Here is an 18,630-nt window from a genome sequence, read left to right as displayed (position 1 = left end):
TTGACCCGACACCCCACCCCGCTTCGCCGCGGCTCGAAGTACGCCGTGATCACCGGAATCGCCCTCGGCAGCATGCTGCTTGCGGGCTGCGCCGGCACGGCATCGACCGGCGCGAGCTCCGGCAGCACCAGCTCAGCGGCCGGCAGCGCCCCCGTCTCGAACGGAGCGGCCCAGGTGAAGGTGACCCTGAGCGGCAACGACTGTGCGATGGACTTCGCCAGCGCCCCCGCGGGCCCCGTCACCTTCGAGATCACAAATTCCGACGCTGCCGGCCTCAGCGAGGTCGAGCTGATGAGCGACAAGCGCATCCTCGGCGAGCGGGAGAACATCGTGGCCGGCCTCAAGGCCTCCTCGTTCACCGTCACCCTGACCGGCGGCACGTACCAGCTGAACTGCCCGGGCGCGACCACCGAGAACACCGACTTCACTGTGATCGGTGACGCGACCTCCGCCCCGAGCGACGTGCAGAGCCTGCTCGCCGAGGGCACCGTCGGCTACGGCCAGTACGTCGAAGGCCAGGCCGCGAGCCTCGTCGACGCTGTGGCGGCGCTCGACACGGCGATCCAGGCCGGCGACGTCGACGCGGCCAAGAGCGCCTACGCCGCGGCCCGCCCGTTCTACGAGCGCATCGAGCCTGTCGCCGAGAGCTTCGCCGACCTCGACCCGGAGGTCGACGCGCGCGTCGCCGACGTCGATCCCGGCACCGAGTGGACCGGATTCCACCCGATCGAGAAGGACATCTTCGACACCGGAACCATCACCGACTCGACGAAGGCGCTCAGCACCAAGCTCGTCACCGACATCGCCCAGCTGCAGACTCTCACCACAGGTCTCACCTACAAACCGGAGGAGCTCGCCAACGGGGCATCCGGTCTGCTCGAAGAAGTGCAGTCCTCGAAGATCACCGGTGAGGAGGAGGCGTACAGCCACATCGACCTCGTCGACTTCGTTGCGAACGTCGAGGGCTCCGAGCAGGCGTTCGAGTACCTGAAGCCCGCGCTCACGACGATCGACCCCGACCTCACGGCGTCGATCAGCGCCCAGTTCGCGTCGGTGGATGCCCTCCTCGCAACCTACAAGGACGCTGCGGCTCCCGGCGGCTACAAGCTGTACGACGAGGCGCTCCGCACCTCGGATGCACCGAAGCTGACGCAGGCCATCCAGGCCCTCCAGGCTCCGCTCGCACAGATCAGTGAAAAGGTGGCGACCGCGTAAGTGGCGCGTAGAGACAAGAACCCAGACGGCACTCCCTCAGGCGATGCCCGGTACGAAAGACCCGGGGCCGCGGAGGGGGTGCCTTCGGGCGACTCCGGCATCTCGCGCCGAGCGTTCTTCGGCGGTGCCGTCGCCAGTGCGGCCGCGGGCGCCGCGATCGGCGTCACGACCACGGGACTGGCCGCCCAGGCGTCTGAGGGCGCGCAGAGTGCATCGTCCGCCCCGGCCGACGACACCTATGCCTTCTACGGGGAGCACCAGGCCGGCATCCGCACCCCACCGCAGGATCACCTCGTCTTCATGGTGTTCGATGTGACCACCACATCGGCCTCTGAGCTGCAGGTGATGCTGGCCAAGTGGTCGGCGGCGATCGCGCAGTACACCCAGGGGCTCGCCGTCGGCGCCGTCGAACCCGCACGGGAGCTCGCGGTTCCGGGCGACACGGGCGAGGCCGCCGGGATGGGCGCGAACCAGTTGACGGTGACCGTCGGTTTCGCTCCCTCGATGTTCGACGGCCGGTTCGGCTGGGCGAAGTACAAGCCGGCCGTGCTGAACGACCTCCCGGCCTTCGCGAGCGATGCGCTGACCGCCGAGTTCACGGGTGGGGACATCTGCGTGCAGGCCTGCGCGAGCGACCCGCAGGTCGCGTACCACGCCATCCGGAACCTCGCGCGGATGGCCCGCACCACCGCCTCGACACGGTGGACCGTGCAGGGCTTCGGCCGCGCATCCCGGAGCGCCGACCAGGCGACGCCCCGCAATCTGATGGGTTTCAAGGACGGCACCCGCAACATCGTGACCGACGACGATTTCGCCCAGCAGGTGTGGGTGGGCGCCGACAGCGACCAGCCGTGGATGACCGGCGGCAGCTACCTCGTCGCCCGCAAGATCCACATGCTGATCGAGACGTGGGACACCGACTACATCGGCGACCAGCACGCGGTGTTCGGGCGTACGAAGATGGAGGGCGCGCCGCTCAGCGGCACGGCCGAGTTCGACACGCCCGATTTCGCCGTGAAGGGCGCCGACGGCACCCCGGTCATCCCGGCCACCTCGCATGTCGCCCTCGCGGCGCACGAGAACAATGGAGGTACGAAGATCCTCCGGCGCGGCTACAACTTCACCGACGGTATCGACAGCGTCGGGCGGCTGGATGCCGGACTCATGTTCATCTCCTACCAGAGGGATCCCGCGCAGTTCGTGGCGATCCAGCAGAAGCTCGGCTCGATGGACCGCCTGAACGAGTACATCAGGCACGTCGGATCCGGTGTCTTCGCGGTGCCCCCGGGCCTCGCCGCCGCCGGTGACTATTACGGCAAGGCGCTGTTCGCGTAGCCGGCGATGGGCTGTCAGCCTGCGAAGGTCTGTCAGCCAGCGAGGGCAGTCAGCCCGCGAGGGTCTGCGGCACCTGGCCGAGCGACTGGGTCAGGTCGCCCACGGCCGCCTGCAGCGCCTGCCGCTGGTCGCCCGTGAGGGTGTCGAAGCCCGGGAACGAGACCCCCGTGCGGAGTGCGTTCAGCTGCCCCTCGGCCGCGTCGAAGCGGTGGTCGAGCGTGGTGGCGAGCGCGGCGTTCTGGGTGACGAGGATGGGCCGGAGACCGGAGAACACCTCGCGCGAACCGTCGACGTAGGCCTGAAGGTCGTAGAGGTCGGTGTGTGAGCGCGGTTCCTGTTCGCCGGCGGCTGCCGCCCGGCCGCGCCCGGCCATCAGTGCTGCCACGCCCGCCGCCTGTTCCTCGACGGTGGGGCGGAGGCCGGAGACGGCGCCCGTGAGGCTCTTCGTGTCGGTCTCCAGCTGCTGGCCGACCGCCTGGCGCTGATCCGCCGTCGCCGGCCTGACGGGCATGCCCTGGTTCTCCTCCGCCGTGAGCGGCCAGAGCTGCGCTTCGATGGCGTGCCATCCTGAGTCACCAGCGTCGAGCGACGCGTCGAGTTCGGGGAACGAGGCGGAAGCGGCGAGCATCCGGTTGTAGAAGGAGCGCGTCGGTGCGTACAGGGATCGGGCCAGGTCGTCGTCGCCCGATTCCCAGGCCGTGACGAACTCGGTCGTGCCCGACTGCAGGGTGAAGGCCTGTCGCCGCAGATACTCCCCGAAGTCGACGCTCGAGAGGCCGAGCTGACGGGTGATGAAGGCCTGCTGGCTGAGCGGCTTCGCGGCGGCTGCGGCTGCCGCCTCGCTGGGCGACGACGACGTGCATCCGGCCAGCGCGAGCAGCAGCGTGGCGGAGGCCGCCGCGACGAGGGCGGTGGTCCGCGGCTTCGAGCGGGCGGGGGGATGGTGCACGAAGAGGCTCCGTCGGTGGGTCGGACAGCGGATGGGGTGACGTCGTCGTCCGATTCCAAGGGTACAAGCGTTCAGGATGCCCGGGTACATTGGTGCCGACAACGAAAGGCAATTGTGATGTCATTCCGAGAGACGACCGTGGCGGACACCGCCGACCAGCCCGTGGGGGAGTCGATGGTCGTGCGCGTCGCGAGCTGGATCATCGGTCTGCTGCTCGGCGTGGTCTTCGGCATGCTCGGAACGGTGGTGCACCAGTCCACCATCGGCTTCTTCGGGCTGTTCGACCTGCCGCTCGGGCTGATCCTCGCTGTCGCCTCCGTCGTCTTCCTGCTCGTCGGGCTGCGGCTCATCCTGCCGAGCAGGCTCATTGCGTTTCTCGCCGCCCTCGGGCTCGTCGGCATCGTCGCCGTGCTGACTCTGCCGAGCCCCGGGGGGTCGATCCTCATCCCCGCAGACGAACACGGCTACGGCTACGTGTGGACGTTCGCGCCCACCGTGGTCGCGCTCATCGTGCTGGCCTGGCCGAAACGCCGACAGGCAGAGCAACCCTCCGACGCCGCTTAGACTGGAACCTGCTCGTTTCGGAAGGATCTCACCACCGTGACCTATGTCATCGCCCTGCCGTGTGTCGACGTCAAAGACCGCGCGTGCATCGACGAATGCCCTGTCGACTGCATCTACGAAGGCGAGCGATCGCTCTACATCCACCCCGACGAGTGCGTCGACTGCGGTGCCTGTGAGCCGGTCTGTCCCGTCGAGGCGATCTACTACGAAGACGACCTGCCCGAAGAGTGGGCCGACTACTACAAGGCCAACGTGGAGTTCTTCACCGACATCGGTTCCCCGGGGGGCGCTGCGAAGATCGGCGTCATCCCGAAGGACCACCCCGTCATCTCCGCGCTCCCGCCGCAAGAGACGCACGCGTAACCGGTGACGCTCGGCTCCCTGCCCGACTACCCGTGGGACGCGATGACGCCGTTCGCCGCGAAGGCGAAGGCGCATCCGGGCGGCATCGTCGACCTGTCGATCGGTTCGCCGGTCGACCCCACGCCCGATGTCGTGCGGCAGGCGTTAGCAGCAGCGACGGATGCCCATTCCTACCCGGCCACGGCGGGGAGCCCCGAGCTCCGGAACGCCATTCGCTCCTGGTTCGAGCGGCGCCGGGGGGTCGCCGGGTTGACCGAGGCCCAGGTGCTTCCCACCATCGGCTCCAAGGAGCTCGTCGCCTGGTTGCCCTTCATGCTCGGGCTCGGCGAGGGCGACGTTGTCGTGCATCCGAGAGCCGCGTACCCGACCTACGAGATCGGCGCGACCATCGCGGGGGCCCGCTCGTTCGCCTCCGACGACCCCGCTGAATGGCCGACCGACACGAAGCTCATCTGGCTGAATTCGCCCGGCAACCCCGACGGAGCGGTTCTGGATGCTGCACACCTCCGTCGTGCCGTGGAACGCGCTCGAGCGCTCGGTGCGACGATCGCGAACGACGAGTGCTACGCAGAGCTCGGCTGGGACGGGGAGTGGGCCGCTTCGCCCGTGCCGAGCATCCTCGACCCCCGCGTGGTGACGGGAGACGACGGTGTCGTCGACGTCACCGGGGTGCTCGCGGTGTACTCCCTCAGCAAGCAGTCGAACCTCGCGGGCTACCGCGCCGCCTTCGTGGCGGGCGACGAGGTGCTCATCGAACGGCTCCTGACCGTGCGGAAGCACGCCGGCATGATGCCGCCTGCACCCGTGCAGACAGCGATGGTCGCCGCACTCGGCGACGACCGGCATGTCGCCCACCAGAAGGAGCTCTATCGTGCTCGCCGCGACATCCTGAAGCCGGCGCTCGAGCGGAGCGGGTTCCGCATCGACCGGAGCGAGGCGGGGCTCTACCTCTGGGCGAGCGAGGGCCGGGATGCGTGGCAGAGCATCGACCGGCTCGCCGGGCTCGGCATCCTCGCCGGCCCCGGCCCGTTCTACGGAGACCACTTCCCCGAGCACGTGCGGTTCTCGCTCACCGCGACAGACGAGCGCATCACGGCAGCGGCCGAACGGCTGGGTTCGCCCAGTGCTTTAGGCTGAGTGTGCACATCACGAATCTCAAGGAGGCGCCGTGGGCGACACCGATCAGGCTTCAGACGTAGGGCAGAAGCCCCCCGTTCAGGAGCCCGCCGAGCAGAAGGCCACCCTGACGTTCCCGGGTGGCACGGCGGAATTCCCGATCCTCACGAGCGTCGACGGTGCATCCTCCGTCGACATCTCGACGTTCACGAAGCAGACCGGTCTGACCACCCTCGACTACGGGTTCGTCAACACCTCGGCCACCCGCTCGAGCATCACCTACATCGACGGTGACAAGGGGATCCTGCGCTACCGCGGGTATCCGATCGACCAGATCGCCGCGCACTCCACCTACCTCGAGACGGCCTGGCTGCTCATCTACGGTGAGCTGCCGACGGCTTCGCAGCTCGAGAAGTTCGACAACGAGATCCGTCACCACACGCTGCTGCATGAAGACCTGAAGCGCTTCTTCGATGCGCTGCCGCACAACGCGCACCCGATGTCGGTGCTCTCGGCGGGCATCTCGGCGCTGTCGACCTACTACCAGGACTCCCTCGACCCGCGGAACCCGGAGCACGTCGAGATCTCGACGATCCGTCTGCTGGCCAAGCTGCCCGTGATGGCCGCGTACGCGCACAAGAAGAGCCTCGGGCAGGCGTTCCTCTACCCCGACAACTCGCTCAGCTTCATCGACAACTTCCTGAGGCTGAACTTCGGCACGAACGCCGAGCCGTACCAGATCAACCCGGTGCTCTCGAAGGCGCTGGAGCGCCTCCTCATCCTGCACGAGGACCACGAGCAGAACGCGTCGACGTCGACCGTGCGGCTCGTCGGCTCCACCGAGGCGAACATGTTCGCGTCGATCTCGGCCGGTATCAATGCGCTGTACGGGCCGCTGCACGGTGGGGCGAACGAAGCCGTGCTCACGATGCTGGCGCAGATCCGGGACTCGGGCGAGGGCGTCGAGAAGTTCGTCGAGCGGGTCAAGAACAAGGAGGCGGGCATCCGTCTCATGGGGTTCGGCCACCGCGTCTACAAGAACTATGACCCTCGCGCGAAGCTCGTGAAGGAGGCGGCCGACGAGGTGCTCGCCGCCCTCGGCGTGCAGGACGACCTGCTCGACATCGCCAAGGAGCTCGAGGCGATCGCGCTGGCGGACGACTACTTCATCTCGCGACGCCTGTACCCGAATGTCGACTTCTACACGGGAGTCATCTACAAGGCGATGGGCTTCCCGACGCGCATGTTCACGGTGCTGTTCGCGATCGGGCGCCTGCCCGGCTGGATCGCGCACTGGCGCGAGATGCAGACCGACCCGGCCACGAAGATCGGCCGCCCGCAGCAGCTGTACCTGGGCAGCCCCGAGCGCGAGTGGCCGACCGACCGCTGACGCGGTTCCTTGCGGGGCTCAGGCGTGCAGGGTCTCGTTCAGGGTGACGCCGGCGCCGGTGCGTGAGAGCACCTCGACCGCGCCCGTGAGGGAGTTGCGGCGAAAGAGCAGGTTGGGGCGGCCGGAGAGCTCGACGGCCTTGACGGTCGGTGTCGACCCGTCGTTCCGTGGTGCCGCGCCGACCAGGCGCACCTTCGTGCCGGCCGTCACGTAGAGGCCAGCCTCGACCACGGAGTCGTCGCCGATCGAGATGCCGATGCCCGAGTTCGCCCCGAGCAGGGCGCGCTCGCCGATCGAGACACGCTGGGTTCCGCCGCCCGAGAGCGTCCCCATGATGGATGCGCCACCCCCGACGTCCGATCCGTCACCGACGACGACGCCCTGCGAGATGCGGCCCTCGACCATCGAGGCGCCGAGGGTGCCGGCGTTGAAGTTCACGAAACCCTCGTGCATGACGGTGGTGCCGGGAGCAAGGTGCGCGCCGAGGCGCACGCGCGAGGCATCCGCGATGCGCACACGATCGGGACTGACGTAGTCGGTGAGGCGCGGGAACTTGTCGATGCCGTGCGCCGCGATTCCGTGCCGTTGGAGCGAGGGGCGGAGCCGGTCGAATTCGGCGGGGAGCACGGGGCCGGCGTTGGTCCAGACGGTGATCGGCAGATGCCCGAAGATGCCGTCGAGGTTGATCGTGTTCGGGGCCACGAGCAGGTGCGAGAGCAGGTGCAGGCGGAGGTACGCGTCGGGCGTCGAGGCGGGCGGGTCGGCCAGGGTGATCTCGGTGGTGACGACCTCGACGCGCACGTTTCGCCGGTCATCCGGAATCGCCTGCGCGGCGAGCTCGGCCGGAACGGATGCCGCGTCGCCCGCGTCGGAGGGTTCGCCGAGGCGGGGCGACGGGTACCAGGTGTCGAGCACGGTACCGTCACCGGCGATGGTGGCGAGGCCGTGGCCCCAGGCGTGGGTCGGCAGGGCGTCGTTCGAAGTCATGGTCCAAGGGTAGCGGGGCGCTCCGGCCCCGCTGGCCCCGCCAGCCCCACCGCGGCCGCCCGCCGGTCGCGCCGGGCGCGCCGGCCGCGCGGTGAGAGCGACTCCCGATGCTGAGTGCGGCTCGCAGGGCTGTCGCGCTCAGCAGGGCGGGTCGCGCTCAGCAGGGCGGGCCGCGCTCAGCAGGGCGGGTCGCGCTCACGAGCAGCCACTGGTGGCTCACAGCGGAGCCCGGCAGGCACCGATAAACTGGGCCGCATGCCGGACGCCCCCACCACGATCATCCCGCTCGACCTGGGGGCGAGTTCTGTCGAGCTCACCCGCCAGCTGGTCGACATCCATTCGGTCTCGGGCGACGAGGGTCCGCTTGCCGACGCCATCGTCAGGAGCCTCGCGGATGCCCGGCACCTGGAGATCATCCGCGACGGTGACACGGTCGTGGCCCGCACGAATCTCGGGCGTGACCAGCGCGTCGTGATCGCCGGTCACATCGACGTGGTGCCCGAGAACGACAACGTGCCGAGCCGCTACGAGACCGAGGACGGCGCCGACTACCTGTGGGGCCGGGGCACGGTCGACATGAAAGCCGGAGTCGCGGTGCAGCTGAAGCTCGCCGCCGAGCTCACCGCCCCCCGGGTCGACATCACGTGGATGTGGTACGACCACGAGGAGGTCTCTGCCGCGCTGAACGGCCTCGGCCGGCTCGCCGCCAATCGGCCCGACCTGTTCGTGGGCGACTTCTCGATTCTCGGCGAACCCTCGAACAGCCAGGTCGAGGGTGGCTGCAACGGCAACCTCCGCATCGAGGTGCGCGCGTTCGGCAAGCGTTCGCACTCGGCCCGGGGCTGGGTCGGGTCGAACGCCATCCACACGCTCGCACCGGTGCTCGACACGCTCGCTGCCTACCAAGCGCGCGAGGTCGAGGTCGACAGCCTCGTGTACCGCGAGGGCCTGAACGCCGTGGGCATCAGCGGGGGAGTGGCCGGCAACGTCATCCCGGATGAGGCCATGGTGCACATCAACTACCGCTTCGCGCCGAGCCGCTCGGGCGACGAGGCGATCGCGCACATGCACGAGCTCTTCGGCGACTACGAGATCACGGTCGTCGACCTCGCCGAGGGCGCCCGTCCCGGGCTCGACGCCCCCCTCGCCCAGGAATTCCTGGCGGCGGTCGGCGGTGAGGCGAAGCCCAAATACGGCTGGACGGACGTCGCCCGATTCTCGGCCCTCGGCATCCCCTCGGTGAACTTCGGACCCGGCGACCCGATGAAGGCCCACGCCGACGACGAGCGGGTACTCCTCAGCCAGATCACCTCGTGCGAGCAGGCCCTGCGGGTCTGGCTCTCAGAGTCGCCGTGATCACAGAGGAACGCGTACCCCGATCCGTGACCCGGCTCGGACGGTGGTGGAGTTCGTGGTGGATGACCGTGCTGCTCATCTACGTGGCGGCCCGGGCGGTGACCACTATCATGCTGCTCGTGCTGGCCAGCGTGCAGGGCAAGAACCCGTGGACGGGCGCCCAGCCCTCCTACTTCGACTACGCCTCCATCTGGGACGGCACCTGGTACAAGATCATCGCCTACTGGGGGTACCCCTCCCAGCTGCCGCTCGGCACCTCGGGACACGTCGAACAGAACGCGTGGGCGTTCCTGCCGGGGTACCCGTTCCTGATCCGCGGGCTGACAACGGTCACGGGGGTCCCGTGGGAGTACATGTCGGTCTTCGCGTCGGTGATCTTCGGCGCCGGCGCAGCCCTGGTGTTCTACCGGCTGATGCGCCTGACGCTGCCGCAGGGCACGTCGATGTTCGCCGTGCTCCTGTTCTGCATCGCGCCCGTGTCGCCGATGTTCCAGGTGGCGTACGCCGAGTCGATGTACATGTTCCTGCTGATGCTGGCGCTGTACCTGTTGGTGCGGCGAAAGTACGCCTGGCTGTTCCCCATCGTGCTCGTGATGTCGTTCACACGCCCGAGCGGGCTCGCTTTCGCTCTCGCGCTCGGGTTCCACATCGTGCACCGTTGGTGGATCCGCGAGAGGGAGCCCTTTCCGCTCCGGGAGCGGGTGCTGGCGGTCGCCGTCACGGCGTTCAGCATCATCGTGGGACTCGTCTGGACCCTCATCGCGTGGGGAGCGACCGGCTACGCGCAGGCCTACACCGAGACGGAGCTCGCCTGGCGTGCCGCGTACATCGGCTACAGCCACCTCATCCCCTTCGCTTCGTGGATCCAGGGCGGCAACTGGTGGCTCGGTGTGCCCGCGGGCGCCGTGGTCGTGGTTCTGCTCGTGATCGCGTTCGGCCTGTTCATGGCCACACGAGGCGTGAAGCGCATCTCTCTCGATCTGCGGTTCTGGGTGATCGCGTACGTGCTCTACCTGCTCGCGGTGTTCTTCCCGCAGTCGAGCGTGTTCCGCCTGCTGATGCCCCTGTTCCCGCTGCTCGGCGTGGTGGCTCTGCCGAAATCGCGCGTCTACCGCGTCGTGATCGTGATCGTGTTCCTGGCTGCCCAGTGGGGATGGCTGCTGATCTGCTGGGGCGTCGACGGAGCCGACTGGACCCCGCCGTGACCCCGAGCTGCCTGCCCCCCGCACAGGCCGAGGTTCGAGACACCTCGCTGAATGCTGGATAATGGAAGTACGACACCACGGAAGGGGAGCCGCATGGCCGCCATGAAACCCAGGACCGGCGACGGACCAATGGAGGCCGTCAAAGAAGGACGCCTCATCATTGTGCGAGTGCCTCTCGAAGGAGGCGGCAGGCTTGTGGTCTCCGTCAACGACGCTGAGGCCCGGGAGTTGCACGACGCCCTCGCAGGAGTCGTGGCGCCCGCCTGAGACGCCTCACCGAGAGAAGCCCCCGTCGCCCTGCAGCTGCAGGATGACGGGGGCTTCTCTCCGTGTGCGGGGCGGTTGCGCGGGGTCGGCTCAGCCGAGCACCTTCGTGATCTGGAGCAGCCCGTCGCCGATGGGCGAGAGCGCGGTGATGACAGCGCTCGACTGCGACAGCTCGCTGATCAGCGAGCGGAAGTCGGCGACGGTGTCGTCACGCTGGACCGGATCCGCCACCCGGTCGCGCCAGAGCGCGTGCGGAACAGCGACGGTTCCGCCCACCCGCACGAGCCGCAGGCCGTGTTCGACGTACTCGATCACGGATTCCGGATCGGCGTCGACCAGCACGAGGTCGTAGGATCCCTCGTTCATCCGGGGGAGCACGTCTTTCGCCCGCCCGGTGATGAGCCGTACGCGGTTCGCGGCGACGCCCGAGGCGGTGAAGGCTGCGCGGGCGGACTGCTGCCGGTCGACCTCGGTGTCGATCGACGTGAGGGTGGCGGTCGGGGCCCCCGCGAGCATCCAGAGCCCGGATACGCCGAGGCCGGTGCCGATCTCGACGATCGAGCGAGCGGCGGCAGCGCCCGCGAGCACGGCGAGCTGCGCGCCGATCCCCGGGCTCACCGACTCGACGCCGACCTCGCCCGCATGTGCGCGGGCTTCGACGATCACCGCCGGCTCCGTCACGATGTCTTCGGCGTACTTCCAGTTGGTCTCTTTCGACACAGGTAATGACCTCCGGGTTCAGCTTAGATGCCACCTTGCGACGAGGTGTCGACCGCCTCGGCCGCAAGTGGGAAGTTCCGGCACTTCGTCAAGTAGGGTGTATACATGTTCGGGTTGACGTTCGAGAAGCTCATCATCATCGGGGTTGTGGCCGCGTTCGTGATCGGTCCCGAGCGCCTGCCGCATTACGCCTCCGTGCTGGCCAAATTCGTGCGACAGCTCCGCGACTTCACCAATGGTGCGAAGAACCGGATGAAGGAGGAGATGGGTCCCGACTTCGACGAAGTCGAGTGGAAGAAACTCGACCCTCGCCAGTACGATCCGCGCCGCATCATCCGTGACGCCCTGCTCGAAGACCCGGCCGAGCCGGATCCCGTGCCGGTGAAGCCCTCGGCTCCGATGGCGGCCTCCCTCCAGACGGCCCAGGCGCCGGGTGCAGCTGCTGCGATGGCCGCCGGTGCTGCGGGCGTGAGTCTCACGAAGGGCGCCCCGGCCGACGCCCTGGCGCAGTCGCTCGCCGAGGATGCGTCGTTCGACGACGGTCCCGGTGTGTCGCTTTCGGTGCCGGCCTCCGACACGAACGGGAGTGACGGTCCTGCTGGCACCTCCGCTTCGAGCACCTCCGCTCCCGACTACCTCTCCGGCCGCAAGTCAGAGGCCCGGCTGGCCTCGGCCCAGCCGGTCATGGCCGCCCCGTTCGACACCGAGGCGACCTGACCCGCTGCTACCGGTTGACCGGCGACATGTCCGCGTAACGGTCGCCGACCGGCGGCGCCACGGCGTCGAGCGCAGCGAGCTGGGCGTCGGTGAGCACGAGGGCGTCTGAGGCCGCATTCTCCTCGAGATACGAGACCCGCTTCGTGCCCGGGATCGGCGCGATGTCGTCTCCCTGCGCGAGCAGCCAGGCCAGCGCGACCTGGCCGGGCTTCGCGCCGAGTTCCGCGGCGACGGCGTCCACCTGCTCGACGATGCGGATGTTCGCCGCCAGGTTCTCGCCCTCGAAGCGCGGGTTGTTCCGCCGGAAGTCCTTCTCGTCGAGCTGGTCGAGCGAGCGGATGGTGCCGGTGAGGAATCCCCGCCCGAGCGGTGAGTAGGGCACGAAGCCGATCCCCAGTTCCCGCACGGTGGGCAGGATCTCGGCTTCCGGATCGCGCGACCAGAGCGAGTACTCGGTCTGCAGTGCGGTCACCGGATGCACGGCGTGCGCCCGCCGGATCGTTTCAGGCGACGCCTCACTCAGGCCGATGTAACGGATCTTGCCCTCGTCGACGAACTGGGCCAGCGCGCCCATGGTCTCCTCGATCGGTACCTTCGGGTCCATCCGGTGCTGGTAGAAGAGGTCGATGTGGTCGGTTCCGAGGCGCTTCAACGATCCTTCGAGAGCGAGCCGCGCATTCTCCGGCCGACCGTCGAGACCGCGCGAACCGTCGCCGAGGTGCTGGATGAAGCCGAACTTGGTGGCGATCACGACCTCGTCGCGGCGCCCAGCCAGCGCCTTGCCGACGAGCTCCTCGTTCGTGAAGGGGCCGTAGATCTCCGCGGTGTCGAAGAACGTGATGCCGAGCTCGAGCGCGCGGTGGATCGTCGCGATCGACCCCTGCTCGTCGGTGCCGTGCCCCGTGTAGAAGTCGCTCATTCCCATGCAGCCGAGTCCGAGGCGGGAGACCTCGGGGCCGTTGTTGCCGAGTGTGATGGTGTGCATGCTTCGAGCCTACGCTCGCCTGCGACTTTCCCCTTTGCGCACGCTTCCCCCGCTTTTCGTGCGCAAAGGGGAAAGTCGACCGAGGAGGAGGTGGGAGGAGGGGCGTGCGTGGCGCGGGGTCAGACCGGAGTCACGCCGAGGCTGCGGCCGGCGAGGCCTCGGCCCCGGGACGCGAGGCGCCGCGCGACTGCGAGGATCGCCGCCGCGGCCGGGTCGGAGGGGTCGCTGAGCACGATCGGCATCCCCACGTCGCCGCCGGCGCGGAGCCCCACGCTGAGCGGAATCGAGGCCAGCAGCTCCACCCGGGCATCCGGAGCCTGTCCGGCCGACAGCCGGCGCGCCACCTCAGCACCTCCGCCCGAACCGAAGACCTCGAGCAACGAGCCGTCGGGCTGGGGGAGGCCCGCCATGTTCTCGATGACGCCCACGATGCGCTGGCCGGTCTGGCGGGCGACGACGCCGGAGCGCTCGGCGACATCGGCCGCCGCGGGCTGCGGCGTGGTCACCACGAGCACCTCGGCGTGTGGCAGCAGCTGTCCGACCGAGATCGCCACATCGCCCGTGCCCGGCGGCAGGTCGAGCAGCAGGATGTCGAGGTCGCCGAAGTACACGTCGGTGAGGAACTGCTGGATGGTGCGGTGGAGCATCGGGCCCCGCCACGCGACGGCGGCGTTGTCGTCGACGAACATCCCGATCGAGATCACCTTGACCCCGAAACCGACCGGCGGCAGGATCATCTCGTCCACACGGGTCGGCTTCTGCGCCACCCCCTCCGAGACGAGGCCCAGGATGCCCGGGATCGAGAACCCGTACACATCCGCGTCGACGATCCCCACCCGGAGCCCCCCGGCCGCCAGCGCCACAGCGAGGTTGGCCGTCAGCGTGGACTTCCCCACCCCGCCCTTGCCACTCGTCACCGCGATCACGCGGGTGAGCGAATCCGGCCCGAACGGCATCACACGCACGCCACCGGCGCCGCGGAGCCTCTCGGTGAGCGCCTGCCGCTCCTCGCGCGTCATCACGCTGACCCGGATGTCGGCACCAGACACTCCCGAAACGCCGAGGGTGGCCGCCCTGACGTCACGTTCGATGGTGTCGGCCGCCGGGCATCCGACGATCGTCAGTTTCACGACGACAGTCGCAAGGCCGTCCGGCCCGACGCTCACCTCGCCGACCATGTCGAGGTCGGTGATGGGCTTCCGGATCTCGGGATCGAGCACCCGGCCGAGCGCCCGCCGCACGTCGTGGGCGAGGGAGGATGGCGCGTCAGGCACTCCCGCTCGTCTTTCCCGACGTCACCCGCTCCGCATCGTCGACGGTCAGCTCCTCGAGCAGAGCCCGGAGCTCGGCACGGATGAAGTCCTTGCTCGCCATGTCCTGCATCGCGAGCCGGAGCGCAACCACCTCGCGGGCGAGGTACTCGGTGTCGGCCAGGTTCCGTTCGGCGCGCTGCCGGTCCTGTTCGATCTGCACACGGTCGCGGTCATCCTGCCGGTTCTGCGCGAGCAGGATGAGCGGTGCCGCGTAGGAGGCCTGCAGGCTCAGGATGAGCGTGAGAGCCGTGAAGCCGATGGCCGCCGAGTCGAACCGCAGATCTGCGGGGCCGTAGGTGTTGAAGCCGATCCAGATGAGCACGAAGACGGTGAGGATGACGAGGAACCAGGGCGTTCCCATGCCGCGGGCGATGGCCTCGGTGCTCCGGCCGAACCGGTCGCGGCTGGTGCGGGACGGGCGGTTCCGACCGGGGAGCACACCGCTCCGGAGGCCTTTCGGCGCGTCGAGGCGGGTGTTGGATGCACGGGTCGGCGCGTTACGAGCCATGGCCGTTCCTCCTCTCACGGGCCGTTCCGGGCCTCAGTTGGCCGTTTCCGGCCGTGGGTGCCTTGATCTGGCCGCCCGCGGGGCTGCCGGCAAGGGGTCTCGCCTGGAGGGAGGGCGCCGTGCGTCTCGCCGCCCGGTCGTCGCCCTCGTGACTTCGCCAGTCGTCGGGCAGCAGGTAGTCGAGAACATCGTCAATTGTCACCACCCCGACAAGTCGGTGGTTCTCATCGACCACGGGAACGGAGACGAGGTTGTAGCTGGCCAGGATACGCGAGACTTCGGCCGCGCTCGTCTCCGCGGTGACAGCTTCGAGCCCGTCGTCGACGAGCGAACCGAGGCGTTCGTGCGGGGGGTAGCGGAGCATCCGCTGGAAGTGCACCATGCCGAGGAAACGCCCGGTCGGCGGCTCGTAGGGCGGCAGGGTCACGCAGATCGCGGCGCCGAGGGCGGGCGCGAGTTCGTGGCGACGGATGAGGGCGAGCCCCTCGGCCACGGTGGCATCGGCCGACACGATGATGGGTTCGGTGGTCATCAGTCCACCGGCGGTGTCGGGGGCGTAGGCGAGGAGCATCCGCACGTCGTCGGCCTCTTCGGGCTGCATGAGCTTCAGGAGTTCTTCGCCGCGGGCCTCGGAGAGCTGCGCGATGAGGTCGGCTGCGTCATCCGGCTGCATCTGGTCGAGCACATCTGCCGCACGGGTGTCGTCGAGCTGGTTCATGATCTCGACCTGCTCGCTCTCAGGCATCTCCTCGAGAACGTCGGCGAGACGGGCATCGGGCAGTTCCCCGGCCACTTCGAGCATGCGGAGCTGGGGAAGATCCATCAGGGTGGTCGCGAGGTCGGCGGGCCGCATGTCGGCATAGGTCGCGATGAGCTGTTCGGCCGACTGCGACTCGCCGGTCTGGCCGAGCTCCTCGACCTCGTTCCACGTCGCGAACACCGTCGGGCCCTTGCCGAACGGGCTCGCGCCGGTCTTGGGGCGACGGAGGAAGACCTGCGACACGCTCCACTCACCGGGCCCGGACTGCTCGATGGCGACATCCTCGATCGTGGCCAGCCCCGACCCGTCGGTGAAGCGCACCCGGCGCCCGAGGATCTCGGCGATGACCCGCACCTCGCCGCCCCGCTGCTCGAACCGGCGCACATTCATGAGGCCGGTCGTGATGATCTGGCCGCTGCCGATACTCGTGACACGGCCGATGCTCACGAAGACGCGGCGTTTGCCGGGGATCTCGACGATCAGCCCGACGAGCCGCGGTGACTGGCCGTTGCGGTACACGACGAGCACGTCGCGAACCTTGCCGAGTCGGTCGCCGGCGGGGTCGAAGACGGTGCACCCGGCCAATCGGGCGACGAAGACTCTGGTGGCACTCACGGTACTAACTTAGACCGTCGGGCTGGGCGGGGCGGGTAGCCGTGCGCACAGCTGCCGCGAGGGGCGGGCGTGGGAGAATGGATGCCGTGACCAACCCACTCTCACGCCCCGGCCGATCGAACCCCCTGTCACCGCGCATCCCGCGGGGAGACGTCATTGCGACGTACGAGACCTACGAGGAGGCGCAGCAGGCCGTGGATCTCCTCGCCCGCGAGGACTTCCCCGTGGCGCAGCTCTCGATCGTCGGCAGCGAGCTGAAGAGCGTCGAGAATGTCACGGGAAAGCTGAGCTATGGCCGGGCGGCTGCCGCAGGCGCCGTGAGCGGAGCGTGGCTCGGGCTGTTCCTCGGGTTGCTGCTCATCATCTTCCAGCCCGCGGCGTCGTCGCTGCCGTTCCTCGGCGCGGCCGTGCTGATCGGCGCCGGGTTCGGCATGCTGTTCCGCATCGTGTCGTACACCCTAACCCGCCGCCGCCGCGACTACACCTCGACCATGCAGGTGATCGCTTCGCGTTACGACGTGGTGGCCGACTCCGACGTGGCGAACCGGGCCCGCAACATCGTCAGCCCCGGCCAGGCTTGGGGCCAGCCGGCGTTCACCCCGCCGCCCGCTGCCGCGCACCCTTCCGACCCGCCCCCCGCCGCCGCCGAGCCGACGTCGGAGCAGCCCACCGCTTAGCTGTGCCTACCTCTTCTTAGCTGTGCCTACCTCTTCGAGGCGGCTGCGGCGATCCAGGCCTCGACCTCGTCAGCCGTCCGCGGGATGGCCGCCGAGAGGTTCTCGGCGCCGGTCGCGGTCACGAGGATGTCGTCCTCGATCCGCACCCCGATGCCTCGGAACGACTCCGGCACCGTGAGGTCGTCGGGCTGGAAGTACAGCCCGGGCTCGATCGTGAACACCATGCCCGCCTCGAGCACCCCGTCGAGGTACATCTCGCGGCGCGCCTTCGCGCAGTCGTGCACATCGAGGCCCAGGTGGTGGCTCGTGCCGTGAACCATGTAACGCCGGTGCTGCTGGTTCTCCGGTTCGATCGCCTCTTCGGCGGTGACCGGCAGCAGGCCCCACTCCGCGGTCTTCTGCGCGATGACGCCCATGGCGGTGGCGTGGATCTCCCGGAACCGGATGCCCGGACGCACGATGGCGAACGCGGCGTCGGCCGCCTCGCGAACAGCTTCGTAGATCATCCGCTGCTCGTCACCGAACCGGCCGTCGACAGGGAGCGTCCGCGTGATGTCGGCCGTGTAGTAGCTGTCGAGCTCGACGCCCGCGTCGATCAGGATCAGGTCGCCGGGAACGACGGGCCCATCGTTCCGCGTCCAGTGCAGGATGCAGGCGTGCGGGCCGGAGGCGGCGATGGTGTCGTAGCCCACCGCGTTGCCGTCGGCCCGGGCGCGCCCGTTGAACACGCCCTCGACGAGGCGCTCGCCGCGTTCGTGCGAGGTGATCCGCGGCAGGTCGGCGATGATGTCGTCGAAACCGCGGGCCGTCGCCGCGACGGCGAGACGCATCTGGGCGATCTCGTACTCGTCTTTGACCAGGCGCATCTCGGAGAGCTTCTGTTCGAGCGACTCCGAGCCCGAAGCAGTGTCGGCCTCCTCCGCCCGGGGTGAGGAGGTGATCGCCGGCAGGGCCGCTTCGTCCTGCTGCCCGGTGGTGGCCTGCCCGGTGGTGGCCTGTTCCACGGCGATGTCGAGCAGGAGCGTGAGCTCCGGATCGGCGTCCCGCAGCACGAGCGTGTTCTCATCGCTCGACGCGACCACTGCGTCGAGCCCGGCGATGCCCAGGGTCTCGAGCCCCAGATCGCTCGCCACCTGGGCGAGGGAGGGGCGCGGCCCGATCCAGAACTCGCCGATCTCGGGGTTCGCGTAGAACTCGTCGGAGTCGCGCCCCGCCCGCTCGCGGAAGTAGAGGGATGCTTCGTGGCCACCGCCATCGGCCGGCTCCAGCACGAGCACCGAACCCGGCTCGGAGTCGCTGCCCCAGCCGGTGAGGTAGGTGAAGGCCGTGTTCGCGCGGAACGGGAAGTCGGTGTCATTCGAGCGCTGCTTCAGCCGGCCTGCCGGGATCACGAGGCGCTTTCCCGGGTAGGCGGCCGAGAGCCTGGCGCGCCGGGCGGCTGCGAACGGGGCCTCCTCACGCGACGCCGGGAGGATGTCGGTGCGCTCCGCCCACTCGCTGCCGATGTAGCGCTTGAAGGTGTCGGAGCCGGGAGTCGTGGATCGGTTCGAGGTGGCGCGGGGGGCGGTGTCGGTCTGTTCAGCCATGC

The 18,630-nt window shown here is 68.9% G+C and carries 19 protein-coding genes; 11 read left to right on the top strand and 8 right to left on the bottom strand.

Features of this window, described 5'->3' with window-relative positions:
• Complete coding sequence (gene efeO / locus B7R21_RS12245) at positions 1-1,215, top strand: iron uptake system protein EfeO (protein WP_216364221.1); 1,215 nt, start codon at positions 1-3, stop codon at positions 1,213-1,215.
• Entirely contained in the window at positions 1,216-2,550 is a 1,335-nt protein-coding gene (gene efeB, locus B7R21_RS12240; RefSeq protein ID WP_253259786.1) for an iron uptake transporter deferrochelatase/peroxidase subunit, read from the top strand.
• Between the two features lie 49 nt (positions 2,551-2,599).
• Here the strand turns inward: efeB and B7R21_RS12235 are convergent, their stop codons facing one another.
• Complete coding sequence (locus B7R21_RS12235; protein WP_172592153.1) at positions 2,600-3,499, bottom strand: EfeM/EfeO family lipoprotein; 900 nt, start codon at positions 3,497-3,499, stop codon at positions 2,600-2,602.
• Positions 3,500-3,616: 117 nt separating this feature from the next.
• Here B7R21_RS12235 and B7R21_RS12230 point away from each other — a divergent pair, with 117 nt between their 5' ends.
• From B7R21_RS12230 to B7R21_RS12215, 4 genes are read left to right on the top strand one after another with little or no spacing between them, the layout of a single operon-like run.
• Positions 3,617-4,063: a hypothetical protein gene (locus B7R21_RS12230; protein WP_116283540.1), complete on the top strand. Its 447-nt coding sequence runs from the start codon at positions 3,617-3,619 to the stop codon at positions 4,061-4,063.
• A gap of 36 nt (positions 4,064-4,099) precedes the next feature.
• The gene (gene fdxA, locus B7R21_RS12225) at positions 4,100-4,426 is read left to right on the top strand and encodes a ferredoxin (RefSeq protein WP_116283539.1); all 327 of its coding nucleotides are present in this window, start codon (positions 4,100-4,102) and stop codon (positions 4,424-4,426) included.
• A 3-nt stretch (positions 4,427-4,429) separates the two neighbouring features.
• Positions 4,430-5,563, top strand: a complete 1,134-nt coding sequence (gene dapC, locus B7R21_RS12220; protein WP_116283538.1) for a succinyldiaminopimelate transaminase — start codon at positions 4,430-4,432, stop codon at positions 5,561-5,563.
• A 31-nt stretch (positions 5,564-5,594) separates the two neighbouring features.
• Positions 5,595-6,932, top strand: coding sequence for a citrate synthase (locus B7R21_RS12215; RefSeq protein WP_116283537.1), 1,338 nt, complete (start codon positions 5,595-5,597; stop codon positions 6,930-6,932).
• An 18-nt stretch (positions 6,933-6,950) separates the two neighbouring features.
• Here B7R21_RS12215 and dapD read toward each other — a convergent pair whose 3' ends face one another.
• Positions 6,951-7,919, bottom strand: a complete 969-nt coding sequence (dapD, locus tag B7R21_RS12210; RefSeq protein WP_116283536.1) for a 2,3,4,5-tetrahydropyridine-2,6-dicarboxylate N-succinyltransferase — start codon at positions 7,917-7,919, stop codon at positions 6,951-6,953.
• Positions 7,920-8,174: 255 nt separating this feature from the next.
• On the opposite strand from dapD, the gene dapE reads away from it, so the two are divergent.
• The 3 genes from dapE to B7R21_RS12195 all read left to right on the top strand — a co-directional run bounded on the left by dapE (position 8,175) and on the right by B7R21_RS12195 (position 10,747).
• On the top strand, positions 8,175-9,275 hold the full coding sequence (dapE, locus tag B7R21_RS12205) for a succinyl-diaminopimelate desuccinylase (RefSeq protein ID WP_116283535.1): 1,101 nt from the start codon (positions 8,175-8,177) through the stop codon (positions 9,273-9,275).
• Entirely contained in the window at positions 9,272-10,480 is a 1,209-nt protein-coding gene (locus B7R21_RS12200; RefSeq protein ID WP_253259785.1) for a hypothetical protein, read from the top strand. Before dapE ends, B7R21_RS12200 begins: the two co-directional genes overlap by 4 nt.
• Positions 10,481-10,573: 93 nt before the next feature.
• Positions 10,574-10,747: a DUF3117 domain-containing protein gene (locus B7R21_RS12195; RefSeq protein WP_104244821.1), complete on the top strand. Its 174-nt coding sequence runs from the start codon at positions 10,574-10,576 to the stop codon at positions 10,745-10,747.
• Between the two features lie 90 nt (positions 10,748-10,837).
• On the opposite strand, the gene B7R21_RS12190 is transcribed toward B7R21_RS12195, so the two are convergent.
• A complete protein-coding gene (locus B7R21_RS12190) occupies positions 10,838-11,467 on the bottom strand; it encodes an O-methyltransferase (RefSeq protein WP_116283533.1) in 630 nt (209 codons plus the stop codon).
• A 105-nt stretch (positions 11,468-11,572) separates the two neighbouring features.
• On the opposite strand from B7R21_RS12190, the gene B7R21_RS21130 reads away from it, so the two are divergent.
• Positions 11,573-12,184, top strand: coding sequence for a hypothetical protein (locus B7R21_RS21130; RefSeq protein WP_437184189.1), 612 nt, complete (start codon positions 11,573-11,575; stop codon positions 12,182-12,184).
• Positions 12,185-12,191: 7 nt separating this feature from the next.
• Here the strand turns inward: B7R21_RS21130 and B7R21_RS12180 are convergent, their stop codons facing one another.
• The 4 genes from B7R21_RS12180 to B7R21_RS12165 all read right to left on the bottom strand — a co-directional run bounded on the left by B7R21_RS12180 (position 12,192) and on the right by B7R21_RS12165 (position 16,365).
• Complete coding sequence (locus B7R21_RS12180) at positions 12,192-13,169, bottom strand: aldo/keto reductase (RefSeq protein ID WP_116283532.1); 978 nt, start codon at positions 13,167-13,169, stop codon at positions 12,192-12,194.
• A 119-nt stretch (positions 13,170-13,288) separates the two neighbouring features.
• The gene (locus tag B7R21_RS12175; RefSeq protein WP_116283531.1) at positions 13,289-14,443 is read right to left on the bottom strand and encodes a P-loop NTPase; all 1,155 of its coding nucleotides are present in this window, start codon (positions 14,441-14,443) and stop codon (positions 13,289-13,291) included.
• A complete protein-coding gene (locus B7R21_RS12170; protein WP_116283530.1) occupies positions 14,436-14,990 on the bottom strand; it encodes a DUF1003 domain-containing protein in 555 nt (184 codons plus the stop codon). Before B7R21_RS12170 ends, B7R21_RS12175 begins: the two co-directional genes overlap by 8 nt.
• On the bottom strand, positions 14,980-16,365 hold the full coding sequence (locus tag B7R21_RS12165; RefSeq protein ID WP_116283529.1) for a magnesium transporter MgtE N-terminal domain-containing protein: 1,386 nt from the start codon (positions 16,363-16,365) through the stop codon (positions 14,980-14,982). The genes B7R21_RS12170 and B7R21_RS12165 overlap by 11 nt, the downstream gene beginning before the upstream one ends.
• 86 nt (positions 16,366-16,451) lie before the next feature.
• Here B7R21_RS12165 and B7R21_RS12160 point away from each other — a divergent pair, with 86 nt between their 5' ends.
• The gene (locus B7R21_RS12160) at positions 16,452-17,042 is read left to right on the top strand and encodes a general stress protein (RefSeq protein ID WP_216364219.1); all 591 of its coding nucleotides are present in this window, start codon (positions 16,452-16,454) and stop codon (positions 17,040-17,042) included.
• 26 nt (positions 17,043-17,068) lie between these two features.
• On the opposite strand, the gene B7R21_RS12155 is transcribed toward B7R21_RS12160, so the two are convergent.
• Positions 17,069-18,628 carry an aminopeptidase P family protein gene (locus tag B7R21_RS12155; RefSeq protein ID WP_116283528.1) on the bottom strand — a complete coding sequence of 520 codons (1,560 nt, stop codon included), beginning with the start codon at positions 18,626-18,628 and terminating at the stop codon, positions 17,069-17,071.
• Between the last annotated feature and the right edge of the window lie 2 nt (positions 18,629-18,630).

The sequence above is a fragment of the Subtercola boreus genome (assembly GCF_003399625.1).
GTDB lineage: Bacteria > Actinomycetota > Actinomycetes > Actinomycetales > Microbacteriaceae > Subtercola > Subtercola boreus_C.
Note: the sequence above shows the minus strand (reverse complement) of the source record. Positions and strands in the feature narration are given on the sequence as shown.